14 protein-coding genes are annotated in these 15014 nt (G+C 57.3%); 9 read left to right on the top strand and 5 right to left on the bottom strand.

Annotated elements, in window-relative coordinates; all coding sequences use genetic code 11:
• Nucleotides 1-365: 365 nt before the first annotated feature.
• From glyA to fdhA, 7 genes are all read left to right on the top strand, one after another.
• Nucleotides 366-1619: a serine hydroxymethyltransferase gene (gene glyA, locus RHM59_RS18585; protein ID WP_322166488.1), complete on the top strand. Its 1254-nt coding sequence runs from the start codon at nucleotides 366-368 to the stop codon at nucleotides 1617-1619.
• Nucleotides 1620-1634: 15 nt separating this feature from the next.
• Nucleotides 1635-2885, top strand: coding sequence for a sarcosine oxidase subunit beta family protein (locus tag RHM59_RS18590; RefSeq protein WP_299833178.1), 1251 nt, complete (start codon nucleotides 1635-1637; stop codon nucleotides 2883-2885).
• Between the two features lie 14 nt (nucleotides 2886-2899).
• Nucleotides 2900-3214, top strand: coding sequence for a sarcosine oxidase subunit delta (locus tag RHM59_RS18595; protein WP_322285169.1), 315 nt, complete (start codon nucleotides 2900-2902; stop codon nucleotides 3212-3214).
• Nucleotides 3211-6228: a sarcosine oxidase subunit alpha gene (locus tag RHM59_RS18600; protein ID WP_322285170.1), complete on the top strand. Its 3018-nt coding sequence runs from the start codon at nucleotides 3211-3213 to the stop codon at nucleotides 6226-6228. The genes RHM59_RS18595 and RHM59_RS18600 overlap by 4 nt, the downstream gene beginning before the upstream one ends.
• A gap of 192 nt (nucleotides 6229-6420) precedes the next feature.
• On the top strand, nucleotides 6421-7053 hold the full coding sequence (locus RHM59_RS18605; protein ID WP_322285171.1) for a sarcosine oxidase subunit gamma: 633 nt from the start codon (nucleotides 6421-6423) through the stop codon (nucleotides 7051-7053).
• A 117-nt stretch (nucleotides 7054-7170) separates the two neighbouring features.
• Nucleotides 7171-8028: a formyltetrahydrofolate deformylase gene (purU, locus tag RHM59_RS18610; RefSeq protein ID WP_322166483.1), complete on the top strand. Its 858-nt coding sequence runs from the start codon at nucleotides 7171-7173 to the stop codon at nucleotides 8026-8028.
• Nucleotides 8029-8174: 146 nt separating this feature from the next.
• Nucleotides 8175-9374 carry a formaldehyde dehydrogenase, glutathione-independent gene (fdhA, locus tag RHM59_RS18615; protein ID WP_322166482.1) on the top strand — a complete coding sequence of 400 codons (1200 nt, stop codon included), beginning with the start codon at nucleotides 8175-8177 and terminating at the stop codon, nucleotides 9372-9374.
• An 80-nt stretch (nucleotides 9375-9454) separates the two neighbouring features.
• On the opposite strand, the gene RHM59_RS18620 is transcribed toward fdhA, so the two are convergent.
• From RHM59_RS18620 to RHM59_RS18630, 3 genes are all read right to left on the bottom strand, one after another.
• Nucleotides 9455-10129, bottom strand: coding sequence for an anti-sigma factor domain-containing protein (locus RHM59_RS18620; protein ID WP_322166481.1), 675 nt, complete (start codon nucleotides 10127-10129; stop codon nucleotides 9455-9457).
• On the bottom strand, nucleotides 10126-10764 hold the full coding sequence (locus tag RHM59_RS18625) for a sigma-70 family RNA polymerase sigma factor (RefSeq protein ID WP_416194826.1): 639 nt from the start codon (nucleotides 10762-10764) through the stop codon (nucleotides 10126-10128). The genes RHM59_RS18620 and RHM59_RS18625 overlap by 4 nt, the downstream gene beginning before the upstream one ends.
• A 240-nt stretch (nucleotides 10765-11004) precedes the next feature.
• A complete protein-coding gene (locus RHM59_RS18630) occupies nucleotides 11005-11595 on the bottom strand; it encodes a fasciclin domain-containing protein (protein ID WP_322285172.1) in 591 nt (196 codons plus the stop codon).
• 222 nt (nucleotides 11596-11817) lie between these two features.
• Here RHM59_RS18630 and RHM59_RS18635 point away from each other — a divergent pair, with 222 nt between their 5' ends.
• Both RHM59_RS18635 and RHM59_RS18640 read left to right on the top strand, forming a co-directional pair.
• Nucleotides 11818-12348, top strand: coding sequence for a DUF2780 domain-containing protein (locus RHM59_RS18635; RefSeq protein WP_322285173.1), 531 nt, complete (start codon nucleotides 11818-11820; stop codon nucleotides 12346-12348).
• Nucleotides 12349-12492: 144 nt separating this feature from the next.
• Nucleotides 12493-12993, top strand: a complete 501-nt coding sequence (locus RHM59_RS18640; RefSeq protein WP_322166477.1) for an ATP-dependent zinc protease — start codon at nucleotides 12493-12495, stop codon at nucleotides 12991-12993.
• A gap of 204 nt (nucleotides 12994-13197) precedes the next feature.
• Here RHM59_RS18640 and RHM59_RS18645 read toward each other — a convergent pair whose 3' ends face one another.
• Nucleotides 13198-13827: a glutathione S-transferase family protein gene (locus tag RHM59_RS18645; RefSeq protein ID WP_322184638.1), complete on the bottom strand. Its 630-nt coding sequence runs from the start codon at nucleotides 13825-13827 to the stop codon at nucleotides 13198-13200.
• An 81-nt stretch (nucleotides 13828-13908) separates the two neighbouring features.
• The gene (locus RHM59_RS18650) at nucleotides 13909-14982 is read right to left on the bottom strand and encodes a hypothetical protein (protein ID WP_322285174.1); all 1074 of its coding nucleotides are present in this window, start codon (nucleotides 14980-14982) and stop codon (nucleotides 13909-13911) included.
• Between the last annotated feature and the right edge of the window lie 32 nt (nucleotides 14983-15014).

Consider the following 15014-nt stretch of genomic DNA (forward strand, 5'->3'; position numbering starts at 1 on the left):
GTTGGCAAGCCAACTCCCACGGGGGGCTTCGGCGGATCTGGAAGAGTAGGCACCTGATATTCATCGCAGTCTTCGGCAGTTCCTGCAGATTGGGACGTAGGAGCGAAAGTGTTCGCGATCGGCTGCGAAGCGGTCGTAAACCTTGAATTCAGCATTTGGGACCGCTTAGCGATCCAACGGGGGCAGGTGCCCCTACATCTTTAGTTGCCAATTATCTCTGCGCGCCAACTCATGTCGTAAACGCACCTTTGCGTGGCGTCCATAGGCATTTGGCCTGTCTGCGTCGGACCTACCATCGCATCCAAAGGGCGCTCTACAAGCCCTATCGATAAGCCAGGCGCAGCGCCGCCGCTGGGAGAACCGCGATGTTCAGCAAGCTAGACCAAATCCAAGGTTATGACGATGCACTGTTGGCAGCGATGAATGCCGAGGAGCAGCGCCAGGAAGACCATATTGAGCTGATCGCTTCGGAAAACTACACCAGCAAGCGTGTGATGGAAGCCCAAGGCAGCGGCCTGACCAACAAATACGCAGAAGGCTACCCCGGCAAGCGTTACTACGGCGGCTGTGAACACGTCGACAAAGTTGAGCTGCTGGCCATCGAACGCGCCAAGCAATTGTTCGGCGCCGATTACGCCAACGTTCAGCCGCACTCCGGCAGCCAGGCCAACGCCGCTGTTTATCTGGCCCTGTTGAATGCAGGCGATACCGTGCTGGGCATGAGCCTGGCCCACGGCGGTCACTTGACCCACGGCGCCAAAGTCAGCTTCTCCGGCAAACTGTATAACGCTGTGCAATACGGCATCGATACCACGACCGGCTTGATCGACTACGACGAAGTAGAACGCATCGCCATCGAATGTAAGCCGAAAATGATCATCGCCGGTTTCTCGGCTTACTCGAAGACTCTGGATTTCCCACGTTTTCGCGCCATCGCCGACAAAGTGGGCGCTTACCTGTTCGTTGACATGGCCCACGTGGCCGGTCTGGTGGCTGCGGGTCTGTACCCGAACCCGCTGCCGTACGCTGACGTCGTGACCACCACCACGCACAAAACCCTGCGCGGTCCACGTGGCGGTTTGATCCTGGCTAAAGCCAATGAAGAACTTGAGAAAAAATTCAACTCGGCGGTATTCCCAGGTGGCCAAGGCGGCCCGCTGATGCACGTGATCGCGGCCAAGGCCGTGTGTTTCAAAGAAGCCATGGAGCCTAGCTTCAAGGTCTATCAGCAACAAGTGATCGACAACGCCCAGGCCATGGCGCAAGTGTTCATGGACCGTGGCTACGATGTTGTTTCCGACGGCACCGACAACCACCTGTTTTTGGTCAGCCTGATTCGTCAGGGCCTCACCGGTAAAGAAGCCGACGCAGCCTTGGGCCGCGCGCACATTACCGTGAACAAAAACTCGGTACCGAATGATCCACAATCGCCGTTCGTCACCTCTGGTCTTCGTATTGGCACCCCGGCAGTGACCACGCGCGGTTTCAAAGTGACCCAATGCGTTGAATTGGCCGGCTGGATTTGTGACATTCTCGACAACCTCGGCGATGCCGATGTCGAGGCCAATGTTGCCAGTCAAGTTGCAGCGCTGTGCACCGATTTCCCGGTTTATCGCTGAGTCAGGAGTAGATCCATGCAGCATTACTCAGGCTTCGGCCTCTTCAAGCACTCCCTCAGCCATCATGAAAACTGGCAGAAAATGTGGCGCACGCCGACCCCGAAAAAAGTCTACGACGTGGTTATCGTCGGCGGCGGCGGGCACGGTCTGGCCACGGCTTACTACCTGGCCAAAGAGCACGGCATTACTAACGTGGCTGTGGTCGAAAAAGGTTGGTTGGGTGGCGGCAACACCGCGCGCAACACCACCATCGTTCGCTCCAATTACTTGTGGGACGAATCGGCGCATTTGTACGAACACGCCATGAAGTTGTGGGAAGGTCTGTCGCAGGACATCAACTACAACGTGATGTTCTCCCAGCGCGGCGTCTACAACCTGTGCCACACCTTGCAAGACATGCGCGACTCGGAACGCCGAGTCAGCGCCAACCGTCTGAACGGCGTGGACGGCGAGTTGCTGAACCAGAAACAAGTTGCGGAAGAAATCCCGTACCTGGATTGCTCGAAAAACACCCGTTACCCGATCATCGGCGCCACCGTTCAGCGCCGTGGCGGCGTTGCCCGTCACGACGCCGTAGCCTGGGGTTTTGCCCGTGCCGCTGACGCTTTGGGTGTCGACCTGATTCAACAAACCGAAGTCATCGGTTTCCGTAAGGAAAACGGCGTGTGCATCGGCGTAGAAACCAACAAAGGCTTCATCGGCGCCAAGCGCGTCGGTGTGGTGACCGCCGGTAACTCCGGACACATGGCCAAACTTGCGGGCTTCCGCCTGCCAATCGAATCTCACCCGCTGCAAGCGTTGGTGTCTGAGCCGATCAAACCGATTATCGACAGCGTGATCATGTCCAACGCGGTTCACGGCTACATCAGCCAGTCCGACAAGGGCGACTTGGTGATCGGTGCCGGTATCGACGGTTGGGTTGGCTATGGTCAACGCGGTTCATACCCGGTGATCGAACACACGATTCAGGCCATCGTCGAGATGTTCCCGGTGTTGTCCCGTGTGCGCATGAACCGTCAGTGGGGCGGCATCGTCGATACCACGCCGGACGCTTGCCCGATCATTTCGAAAACCCCGGTGGGCAACATGTTTTTCAACTGCGGTTGGGGCACTGGTGGTTTCAAAGCCACGCCAGGTTCAGGCAACGTGTTCGCTGCCAGCCTCGCGAAAGGCGAAATGCACCCATTGGCAAAACCATTTTCCATCGACCGTTTCCATAACGGTGCGCTGATCGACGAACACGGCGCCGCGGCAGTCGCCCACTAACAGGAGAAATACCTATGTTGCACATCTTCTGTCCTCACTGTGGCGAACTGCGCTCTGAAGAGGAATTCCACGCCTCGGGCCAGGCTCATATCCCGCGTCCGTTGGACCCAAACACCTACACCGATGCTGAGTGGGGCGATTACATGTTTTTCCGCGATAACCCACGCGGCTTACACCACGAGCTGTGGGATCACGTTGCCGGTTGCCGTCAGTACTTCAATGCGACCCGTGACACCGTGACCTACGAAATTCTCGAGACTTACCTGATCGGCGAGAAACCGCAGTTCACCGCTAAAGCGGCTACTCCGGTATTGGGAGACAAGGCATGAGCCAGAACAATCGCCTGCCTAACGGTGGCCGTATCGACCGTAGCAAGGTGCTGAACTTCACCTTCAACGGTCAGAGTTATCAGGGTTTCGAAGGCGACACACTGGCCGCAGCATTGCTGGCAAATGGCGTCGACATCGTTGGCCGTAGCTTCAAATATTCGCGTCCTCGCGGGATTTTCGCCGCCGGCTCCGAAGAGCCGAACGCGGTGTTGCAGATCGGTTCGACCGAAGCCACGCAAATCCCCAACGTGCGCGCCACACAACAAGCGCTGTACCAGGGTTTGGTCGCCACCAGCACCAACGGCTGGCCAAGCGTAAACACCGACGTGATGGGGATTCTCGGTAAAGTCGGCGGCAAGCTGATGCCGCCGGGCTTCTACTACAAAACCTTCATGTACCCGCAATCGTTCTGGATGACCTACGAGAAGTACATTCGTAAGGCCGCAGGTCTTGGCCGTTCGCCGACCGAAAACGACCCGGACACCTACGATGCGATGAACCATCATTGCGACGTGCTGATTGTGGGCGCGGGACCTGCCGGTCTGGCTGCTGCGTTGGCTGCCGGTCGCAGCGGCGCTCGGGTCATCCTCGCTGATGAACAGGAAGAATTCGGTGGCAGTCTGCTCGACAGCCGTGAAAGCCTGGATGGCAAACCCGCAGCCGAATGGGTCGCCACCGTAATGGCTGAGCTGAAAAGCCTGCCGGACGTGATCCTGTTGCCACGCGCCACCGTCAACGGCTACCACGACCATAATTTCCTGACCATTCACGAACGCTTGGCCGATCACCTCGGTGACCGAGCGCCCATCGGCCAAGTACGTCAGCGTATGCACCGGGTTCGCGCCAAACGCGTTGTGTTGGCGACCGGTACTCACGAGCGTCCACTTGTTTACGGCAACAACGACGTGCCGGGCAACATGCTGGCTGGCGCTGTTTCCACCTACGTGCGTCGTTACGGCGTGGCACCGGGCAAAAAACTGGTGCTGTCGACCAACAACGATTACGCCTACCGCGTTGCATTGGATTGGCTCGACGCCAGCCTGCAAGTGGTGGCCATCGCTGACGCCCGGAGCAATCCACGTGGCGCGTTGGTTGAAGAAGCACGGGCCAAAGGCATTCGGATTCTGACCTCCAGCGCCGTGATTGAAGTGCGTGGTACTAAGCGGGTGACTGCAGCGCGGATTGCCGCCATCGACGTCAAAGGCCATCGCGTGGCCAGCCCTGGCGAGTGGCTTGATTGCGACTTGGTCGGCAGCTCAGGTGGCTACAGCCCCATCGTGCACTTGGCCTCCCATTTGGGCGGCAAGCCGATCTGGCGTGAAGACATCCTCGGTTTCGTACCGGGCGAAGCACCACAAAAACGCGTGTGCGTTGGCGGCATCAACGGCGTGTTCGGCTTGGCTGATGCCTTGGCCGATGGCTTTGAAGGCGGCGCTCGCGCAGCCAATGAAGCGGGCTTCAAGATCGTTGAAGGCACACTGCCCAAAGCGCTGACCCGTTTGGAAGAGCCGACACTGGCGCTGTTCCAGGTCCCGCATGAAAAAGCCACTGCACGGGCGCCGAAGCAATTCGTCGACCTGCAAAACGACGTCACCGCCGCCGCCATTGAACTGGCGACCCGCGAAGGCTTCGAGTCGGTTGAACACGTCAAACGCTACACCGCACTGGGTTTCGGTACCGACCAAGGCAAGCTCGGCAACGTAAACGGCCTGGCCATTGCGGCCCGCTCGTTGAACATGTCGATCACCGAAATGGGCACCACGATGTTCCGCCCGAACTACACCCCGGTGACCTTCGGCGCCATCGCCGGCCGTCACGCCGGCCACATCTTCGAGCCTGTGCGCTTCACCGCGCTGCACGCCTGGCACATTAAAAATGGCGCCGAATTCGAAGACGTCGGTCAATGGAAGCGTCCGTGGTATTTCCCGAAAAACGGTGAAGACCTGCACGCAGCGGTTAGCCGTGAATGCAAGGCCGTGCGCGCCAGCGTTGGCCTGCTGGATGCGTCTACTCTGGGCAAAATCGACATTCAAGGACCGGATGCTCGTGAGTTTCTCAATCGCATCTACACCAACGCTTGGACCAAGCTCGACGTGGGCAAGGCGCGTTATGGACTGATGTGTAAAGAAGACGGCATGGTCTTCGACGACGGCGTTACCGCTTGCCTCGCCGATAACCACTTCCTGATGACCACCACCACCGGCGGCGCTGCACGCGTACTGCAATGGCTGGAAATCTATCAGCAGACCGAATGGCCAGACCTGAAGGTGTACTTCACGTCCGTAACTGACCATTGGGCAACCCTGACCTTGTCTGGCCCGAACAGCCGCAAGCTGCTCAGCGAAGTCACCGAAATCGATCTGGAGAAGGACGCTTTCCCGTTCATGACCTGGAAAGAAGGCTTGGTCGGTGGCGTACCGGCTCGGGTGTTCCGTATCTCGTTCACCGGTGAGCTGTCTTACGAAGTAAACATCCAGGCCGACTACGCCATGGGCGTTCTGGAAAAAATCATCGAAGCGGGCAAGCAGTACAACCTGACCCCGTATGGCACCGAAACCATGCACGTGCTGCGGGCCGAGAAGGGTTTCATCATCGTCGGCCAAGACACCGACGGCTCGATGACCCCGGACGACTTGAACATGGGCTGGTGTGTGGGTCGGACCAAACCGTTCTCGTGGCTGGGCTGGCGTGGCATGAACCGCGAAGATTGCGTGCGTGATCAACGTAAGCAGTTGGTGGGGCTCAAGCCGATCGATCCGACCAAATGGCTGCCAGAAGGTGCGCAGTTGGTGTTCGACACTAAACAGTCGATCCCGATGACCATGGTTGGGCACGTGACCTCGAGTTACACCAATGGCACGCTGGGTTATTCGTTTGCACTGGGTGTTGTGACCGGCGGCCTCAAGCGCATGGGTGAAAGGGTGTTCGCACCGTTGGCCGATGGCAGCGTGATTGAAGCCGAAATTTGCTCCTCGGTGTTCTTCGATCCCAAAGGCGAACAGCAGAACGTTTGACGATTTCGGTGGGGCGGCTTGTCTGGGACACCTCGTGTCTGATTCGCAGGCAAGCCTGCTCCCACAGGATCGCAGGCATTCACACATGTTATGTCTGACACCACCTCTGTGGGAGCAGGCTTGCCTGCGAAGGGGCATTAGCCACAACACAGACGTCGTGTTCAACAGCGGAAAGTATTGAAAAGGTGCTCTATGACCACAGCCAACGTTTACCAACAACGGCCAACGACCGGTGAAAAAGCCGAGTCACCGTTGTTTCATGCCGACCTCGGCAGCCTGGTCGGCAAGGGTCGTAATAACCCTGGGGTGACCCTGCGCGAGAAAAAATTGCTGGGTCACCTGACCCTCCGTGGCGATGGCCACGACGCAGCGTTCGCCGCAGGCGTACACCAAGCCTTGGGTATGGAATTGCCGGGTCCGCTAAAAGTCGTTATCAGCGGCGAAAGCTCGCTGCAATGGCTGGGTCCAGATGAATGGCTGCTGATTGTTCCCAGCGGCGAAGAACTGGGCGCTGAGCAGCGTCTGCGCGAAGCATTGGTCGGGCATCACATCGCCGTGATCAACGTGAGCGGTGGGCAAAGCTTGCTGGAACTCACTGGGCCGAAAGTTCGCGAACTGCTGATGAAATCCACCAGCTACGACGTGCACCCGAATAACTTCCCGGTGGGTAAAGCTGTAGGCACCGTGTTCGCCAAGTCGCAGTTGGTGATTCGTCATACCGGCGAAGACACCTGGGAATTGGTCATCCGCCGCTCGTTCTCCGATTACTGGTGGATGTGGCTGCAAGATGCCAGCGCTGAGTATGGGTTGAGTATTCAAGGCTAATCACTGTAGGACCGAATTCATTCGGGAAGCGGGCAACTGGTTTGACTGATGCACCGCGGCGCTCCACTCCCGAATGAATTCGGTCCCACGGGTCAATTTGCAAACAAGGAACAGACAATGAGCCGCGCCCCCGACACATGGATTCTGACTGCCGACTGCCCGAGCGTTTTAGGCACGGTGGACGCGGTGACCCGCTATCTGTACGAGCAGAATTGCTACGTCACCGAGCACCACTCCTTCGATGACCGGCTGTCGAGCCGGTTCTTCATCCGCGTTGAGTTTCGCCAGCCGGACGGCTTCGATGAGGAAGCATTCCGCGCAGGGTTGGCCGCGCGGGGTGAGGCTTTCGGGATGGCGTTCGAGCTGACGGCGCCGAACTATCGGCCCAAAGTGGTGATCATGGTTTCCAAGGCGGATCACTGCCTGAACGACCTGCTTTACCGTCAACGCATCGGGCAATTGTCAATGGACGTCGTTGCCGTAGTGTCCAACCATCCTGACCTGGAACCCTTGGCCCGCTGGCACGATGTGCCTTATCACCACTTCGCCCTCGATCCCCATGACAAGGCCGCGCAAGAGCGTCAGGTGTGGCGGGTGATTCAGGAAACAGGCGCCGAATTGGTGGTGCTCGCGCGTTACATGCAGGTGCTATCGCCTGAGCTGTGCCGTCGTCTCGACGGCTGGGCGATCAATATTCACCACTCGTTACTGCCCGGTTTCAAAGGCGCAAAACCGTACCATCAGGCTTACAACAAGGGCGTGAAACTGGTCGGTGCAACCGCGCATTACATCAACAACGACCTCGACGAAGGCCCGATCATTGCCCAGGGCGTCGAAGCGGTCGATCACAGCCACTATCCCGAAGACCTCATCGCCAAAGGCCGAGACGTCGAGGCCCAGACATTGGCCAAGGCAGTGGGTTATCACATCGAACGAAGGGTGTTTTTGAACGCCAATAGGACAGTGGTTTTGTAACACCGAGGTGGGGCCTTCGCGGGCAAACCTGCTCCTGTGGGAGCAGGCTTGCCTGCGAAGGCCGCGCCGCCTAAGTGTCATGAATGCGCTGTCAGGATTGGCAACGTATTTACACCGCTACATAACAACAATAGCGAGGTGAAAGCATGTCTGGTAATCGTGGTGTGGTGTATCTCGGCGGCGGCAAAGTCGAAGTACAAACAATCCCTTTCCCGAAAATGGAAAACCCGCAAGGCAAACGTATCGACCATGGTGTGATTCTGCGTGTGGTATCGACCAACATTTGCGGCTCAGACCAACACATGGTTCGCGGCCGGACCACGGCGCAGACTGGTCTGGTGCTGGGTCATGAAATCACTGGCGAAGTGATCGAAGCCGGTCGCGACGTTGAAAACCTCAAAGTCGGCGATTTGGTGTCGGTTCCGTTCAACGTGGCGTGTGGCCGTTGCCGCAGCTGTAAAGAACAGAACACTGGCGTGTGCCTGACCGTTAACCCGGCGCGTCCGGGCGGTGCTTACGGTTACGTCGACATGGGTGATTGGGTCGGAGGCCAAGCTGAGTTCGTGCTGGTGCCGTACGCCGATTTCAATCTGCTGAAACTGCCAGATCGCGACGCTGCGATGGAAAAAATCCGCGACCTGACGTGCTTGTCCGACATTCTGCCGACCGGTTATCACGGCGCAGTCACTGCCGGCGTTGGTCCGGGCAGCACGGTGTATGTCGCCGGTGCCGGTCCTGTCGGTCTGGCGGCTGCTGCCTCGGCGCGGTTGCTGGGTGCTGCGGTGGTAATCATCGGCGACGTGAACCCTATTCGCCTTATTCACGCCAAGGCTCAGGGCTTTGAAATCGCTGACCTGTCGTTGGACACTCCGCTGCACGAACAAATTGCCGCCCTGCTGGGCGAGCCTGAAGTGGATTGCGCCGTTGACGCCGTGGGCTTTGAAGCGCGGGGTCACGGTCATGCCGGTGCCAAACACGAAGCGCCAGCAACCGTACTGAACTCATTGATGGGCGTGGTTCGCGTTGCCGGCAAAATCGGTATTCCGGGCCTGTACGTGACGGAAGATCCAGGCGCTGTGGATGCCGCTGCAAAAATGGGCAGCCTGAGCATTCGTCTGGGCTTGGGTTGGGCTAAGTCTCACAGCTTCCACACTGGCCAAACTCCGGTCATGAAGTACAACCGCCAACTGATGCAAGCCATCATGTGGGACCGCATCAAAATCGCTGACATCGTGGGTGTTGAAGTCATCAGCCTCGACGAAGCCCCACGCGGTTACGGCGAGTTCGATGCAGGTGTACCGAAGAAATTCGTGATCGATCCGCACAAGCTGTTCAGCGCGGCGTAAGGTTTGACCGGTAACAAAAAGGGCGCCTGATGGTGCCCTTTTTTGTGCCCGCAGATCTCGCTTCCTTGACCTCACGGCTATCAAAGCCCCGCCAATGCCCCTTTATACAAGACCGGTCCGGTCGGTTGCCCGGTCGGCGAACCTCCGGTGGGTTCAAGACTGACCGCCAACGTGACTGGCTTACTCAGCAGTTGCTGTTGGCTTTCGCTCAAGTTAAGCCGACCTTTGACGTTAGCGGGCAAGACACCGAGGGAAACCGGTTTGCCGTCTGCCGGGATGGCCCATAGCTCAAGGCTGCGGCCCGGTTCAACGGAGGCCAACGCCAACGGCTCGATTTCCAGGTGTCGGTTGTAAGCATGAACACTGATCGCTGGTTGTTGGTTGGCGGCCGTCAAGGTGGCGTTGTACGTGAGGGTGTCGCGGTTGTAGAGCACACCGACAATGATCGCGACCATCAACGAACAGGCGATGGCCGCGATACGCAGCCAACTCCAGAACGGGCGCTTCTCCGGCACGTGCAGCGTTTGCGGGTCGATTCGCGCCACGATGGCCTGCCAGACGTGTGCGGGCGCGGGCTGCTCGGGCAACGGATCAGTAAGGCTGGCAAGAGTGGTCTGCCAATTCCCCAATTCCGCACGTAACGCCGGATCCTCCAGCAGCAACTTTTCGAAACGAAGGCGCGCGGCGGTGGACATCAAACCGATGGCGTAGTCCGCAGCGAGGGCGCGGCGCAGTGCGGGTTGTTGATAATTCATGATTCAAGGCACCTGCGCAGGCGCTCCATGCCTCGGCGAATCCACGACTTAACCGAGCCAAGGGGCGCAGCTAATTGCGAGGCGAGATCAGCGTGGGACACTCCATGGAAATACGCCGTAATGATCGATTTGCGCTGCATCCCATCAAGGGTGTCCAGGCAGCGCTGCAACGCATTGGCATCGCGCTGGCTGTCGAGCTGTTCGTGAGCCGTCGGGCCTTCGTCTATCAGCGCGGCGGCCTGATCATCGGTCAACGGTACTTCCCGGTGTTTGCGCAACTGGTCGATCGCCATATTGCGGGTGATATTGACCATCCACGTCATCGGCGCCGACACATTAGAGTCGTAACGTGAGGCGTTATGCCAAATACGGACGAAGGCTTCTTGCAGGACCTCTTCAGCCAGGTCGTTGCGGTTCATGCAACGCAAGGCGACAGCGAATAAACGCCCGGAAGAACGGCGGTACAGGTTCTCAAAGGATCGGCGACTGCCCAGCGAGCATTCGGCCAATAGGTGCCTGAGTTCATCGGCATCGACAGAAGAAATAGTGGATCTCCAGACAAGATAAAGGTGCTGACCATGCTCTTTGGCAACTCCATGGCAGGGTAGTTCAGGCTTTTTCGCTGTTCCATTCACCTTAATGCTCACTTCATAGGAGAGTTTGCGCTGTGGTTTAGCATCCATGATCTGGGGAACGGGCCGCCACGTCTGCGACGCTGCACATCTAACAACAACTGTGGGAGCGCGCTTGCCCGCGATCGGCTGCGAAGCAGTCGTAAAACCAACGACTCAGTTCTTTCAGTTAAAACCGAGTGAATCCATTGGGACCGCTTCGCGATCCATCGCGGGCAAGCGCGCTCCTACAGAGTGGCGGCATCAGTTCTTCGGCATCAGCACTTTGTCGATGACGTGAATCACGCCATTGGACTGCATAACGTCGTAGGTGCTGATGTCGGCAACACCGCCTTTTTCATCCTTGATGATGATGTTGTGCGGGCCGTTCATCATCAGCCACAGCTTGCCGCCGCTGACGGTGGTCAATTCAGTTTTACCGCCACCGGCCTGGATACGCTTGCTCAGTTCATCCATGTCCAGGTTACCGGCAACTACGTGGTAAGTCAGGATGTGGGCCAGCATGGCCTTGTTTTCAGGCTTGAGCAGGGTGTCTACCGTACCGGCGGGCAGCGCGGCAAACGCCGAGTTGACCGGGGCGAACACGGTGAACGGGCCTTTGCTTTTCAACGTATCCACAAGGCCTGCGGCTTTCACGGCAGCGACCAAGGTGGTGTGGTCTGCAGAGTTAACGGCGTTGTCGACAATAGTTTTGCTGGGTGACATCCCCATACCGCCGACCATTACCATGTGCGACATATCAGCTGCTTGCACGGTTGAAAACATAAAACCGGTGGACAACGCCAGCGTCAGGAGGCTGGCAATCATTGGCGCCTTAATCGAAGTGCGTGTCATTGGGGTGTTCCTTATTGGTTAGAAAAAGTCGGCCAGAGCATCTGTCCGTGCTTGATATACGCAGCACCTGCCGTTGTGGATGCACGCCCATGAACTATATTTTTTTATGTTCCCAAGGAATGGAGCGTCGCTAACGCCCTGGGGAACAATTTTGGGACTGCTGCGGTCAAAACGGCAGTTTTCTACCGGCGATGACCGGGCATGAATCAAGGAGTTACATCGATGCAAATCAAACGCGCTGTTGCACTCGCTACCCTTATGACCGTGGTCGCGGCCCCGGTATTCGCCTTCAGCCTCAGTGACGTGGCTGGCGCTGTTTCCGGCTCCTCTGGGGTTAATCAGAGCGCGGCCTCCACGCCTCAAGCGTCTGGTTTGCTCAGTACATTGGGCAGTCAATTGAACGTAACTCCGACGCAAGCGGTCGGCGGTACGGGCGCTTTGATGGGGTTAGCCAAAAACAAGTTGAGCGGCGGTGACTATTCATCGCTGACCAAGTCTGTTCCGGGCCTTGATCAACTTTCCGGTGCTGGCGCACTCAGCAGTCTGATGGGCAATGCGGGCGGTTCATCTGCTGCAGGCGCGTTGGGCAACGTCCAGAGCATGACCGACGTGAACTCGGCGTTCAGCAAGTTGGGCATCAGCGGCGATACCGCGAGCCAGTTTGCGCCCCTGATCCTGAAGTACCTGGGCGACCAAGGCACCAGCGGCACCGTGCTGAAGAGCCTGAGCAGTATCTGGGGTGTCGGAAGCTAGGGGGCAGCCAGTCGCTCTGTTTAACGCATCGCCGTGCACCGCGGCGATGCGGTCATTTACGAATGTTTCACGCAAAAATGTTTATGCTGGCGTCCATTAGCACTGGCGGCTTGCAGGCTTCATCCATTCTGAGGAACCCCCTACGTGAAATCGATCCTGGCCTTGTTGACTGTGCTCGCGCTGCCTGTGATGGCTTCAGAGCCAACGTTGTATGGTCGTTATGAGTACATCGGTGTGCCGGAAATCGGCGAAGTCTTCAAGGCCAAAATGGACACCGGTGCGCTGACGGCTTCGCTGTCGGCCAAAGATATCGAGCTGTTCAAGCGTGACGGCGAAGACTGGGTGCGTTTTCGCTTGGCCACTAAAGATGCCAGCGACAAGGTTTACGAACATAAAGTCTCGCGAATCAGCCGAATCAAAGGCCGCCTTGATGGTGACGATGAAGACGAGTTGGTCGATCCGGCCAAGCGCCCGGTTGTGGACCTTGAGCTGTGCCTGGGCAATTCCAAACGGACAGTAGAGGTCAATCTTGTAGACCGCAGCCACTTCAACTACCCACTGCTGATCGGCGCCAAAGCCCTGCGCGAGTTCGGCGCGGCGGTGAACCCGGCTCGGCGTTACACAGCGGATAAGCCTGATTGTTGAGGTGTAACGACACGCTCCGCAGTCTTTAGGAGCCAACTTGTTGGCGAAGGTCCTTCAGCAGCTCATACAACTGTGTGCGTTGCCCGAGAAACGGTGGGACCGAATTTATTCGGAAGGCTGCAGTCCTGACACGCTGCAACCTCAAGCCAAACGAAGTGCACCCCCAATTTGCTGCGCGGCAGTGCGGTCTAGCAGGTTGAGATTTTATGCAGGCGGTTGTGTGCTCAACATCGACGGCCGCGTGCTCACGTCGGCATACCAATTGGCCAAACGCGGGTAACTGCTGCGCCAGTTCAAATCAGGCTGACGGAAATCCAGATAACCCAACGCCGCTGCCACGCTGATGCTGGCGATATCGAACTGCGCGTTGAGTTCGGCAACCGCATCCTGCTCAAAATAGGCGAGGGTCCGCTGGATCTTTTCTGCCTGATTATCCAGCCACAAATCCCAGTGCTTTTCCGGGGGGCGCAAGAATGTTTCATAGCGAATCAACAGCGCTGCATCCAGCACTGCATCCGCCAGCGACGCCAAGGTCAAACGTCTCCAGCGCGCAGAGCCTTCACGGGGAATCAACGGGTTGCCAGTATGTTGATAATCGAAGTAATCAAGAATCACCCGACTGTCATCAATCACATTGCCGTCCGCCAAGCGCAACGCCGGCAGCTTGCCCGCCGGGTTTTCATCACAGAGGGCTGCATCCGGGCTTACTGGAGTGGGAAGGGTCTGCTGCAACGTCACCCGATCAAATTGCCCGGTCTCATGCAAAAAGATCAAAACCTTGCGGGCGAAGGGCGATGCCATGTTGTAGAACAGCGTGCAGCTGGGAGCGGGCATGGAAAATCCTCGGAAGAATCAGGTGAGTAGACTAGTCGGCGCTTTGCTGGGTGGCAATCTGGGCGAGTGGTCTGCCCGTAATTAATCTGCATACTCCACATACCGCGCCATCAAGTTCGGGCGCTGGAAGGTGTCGATTTGATCGATCTTGCCGCGCATGTCGTAGAGTTCTTGCTCGAAGGTAGCATCGTCCATATCGATCCAGAACCTTGGATTGCGGCGGGTTTTGCGGTCGTATTCAGCCGTTGCTGGGTCGAGATGTCGGTATTGTTCGTAGCGCGGCAGGTCTGGCAGCGGGCGGCTGGTGTCCATGTAGTTTTGTAAAAAGTCCCATAACGCGCAGCACAACTGACCTTCACCGGGAGCGAATAAGGGCCGGAAGTTGATGACGATATCGCGGTAGCGGTGGGCGATATACAGCACGTTCGTCACTAAACCCTGACGATCCGGGATGGTAGCGATGTAGGCGTCGAACTCATAAAACGGCGCGGTGAGTTCACCGATGGTGCCGTTCTTTTTGTACTCGCCGTTGTTGTCGTAATCGAAGAGAGTGACGAGACCGGTGCGGCGGTTTATTTCCCAGATGGGGCCTCGGGAGGGTTTGACCCAGAGTTGGGGGAGGAAGCGAATGACTAGGGCGGCGATTGCCCAGCAGAAAAGTTGCGGCAGTAGAAGTACATGCGCTGATGCTTCGAATAACGAAACTAATGCGTCTAGATAGGGGTGTCTAGATTTAGTGGCACCAGCGAAGATAGTCATTAAATACACGGGAAGTATGATAATGAATCCCCACTTTCCGAATAGGTTTAGATAGATCCAAAACTGAGATCTTTTTGACCACAACGAAAACCTGAAGCGCTCATGATCATGCCGGTCATGGAAGTCCACGTGTTCGTATGGCGCTGGTACATAAGTACCTAAAGCCACCTTTTCCTTTTTTTCCTGCAAGCCTTTTTCTACCCGTCGGAGATCCTCAGGTGACGCCTCTGTCAAAAAATCATCGGGTGCAACTTGTTGAGTTAGTCCCCACGGCAAACGCACCTTGGAAAAGCGCCATATCCATGAACGCTCAGCAGATGGTTTTTGCTTGGGAATCCGATCTGAGCGATAAGCCGTGTCGGCGTAGTAAGTCGTTTCCAAAACGTCAGTCTTCAATCCACATACTCCACATACCGCGCCATCAAGTT

The sequence above is a fragment of the Pseudomonas sp. MH10 genome (genome assembly GCF_034353045.1).
Classification (GTDB): Bacteria; Pseudomonadota; Gammaproteobacteria; order Pseudomonadales; family Pseudomonadaceae; genus Aquipseudomonas.

Coding starts and splice junctions, on each gene's coding strand:
- glyA (WP_322166488.1), top strand. CDS start 366: ATGTTCAGCAAGCTAGACCAAATCCAAGGTTATGACGATGCACTGTTG.
- RHM59_RS18590 (WP_299833178.1), top strand. CDS start 1,635: ATGCAGCATTACTCAGGCTTCGGCCTCTTCAAGCACTCCCTCAGCCAT.
- RHM59_RS18595 (WP_322285169.1), top strand. CDS start 2,900: ATGTTGCACATCTTCTGTCCTCACTGTGGCGAACTGCGCTCTGAAGAG.
- RHM59_RS18600 (WP_322285170.1), top strand. CDS start 3,211: ATGAGCCAGAACAATCGCCTGCCTAACGGTGGCCGTATCGACCGTAGC.
- RHM59_RS18605 (WP_322285171.1), top strand. CDS start 6,421: ATGACCACAGCCAACGTTTACCAACAACGGCCAACGACCGGTGAAAAA.
- purU (WP_322166483.1), top strand. CDS start 7,171: ATGAGCCGCGCCCCCGACACATGGATTCTGACTGCCGACTGCCCGAGC.
- fdhA (WP_322166482.1), top strand. CDS start 8,175: ATGTCTGGTAATCGTGGTGTGGTGTATCTCGGCGGCGGCAAAGTCGAA.
- RHM59_RS18620 (WP_322166481.1), bottom strand. CDS start 10,129: ATGAATTATCAACAACCCGCACTGCGCCGCGCCCTCGCTGCGGACTAC.
- RHM59_RS18630 (WP_322285172.1), bottom strand. CDS start 11,595: ATGACACGCACTTCGATTAAGGCGCCAATGATTGCCAGCCTCCTGACG.
- RHM59_RS18635 (WP_322285173.1), top strand. CDS start 11,818: ATGCAAATCAAACGCGCTGTTGCACTCGCTACCCTTATGACCGTGGTC.
- RHM59_RS18645 (WP_322184638.1), bottom strand. CDS start 13,827: ATGCCCGCTCCCAGCTGCACGCTGTTCTACAACATGGCATCGCCCTTC.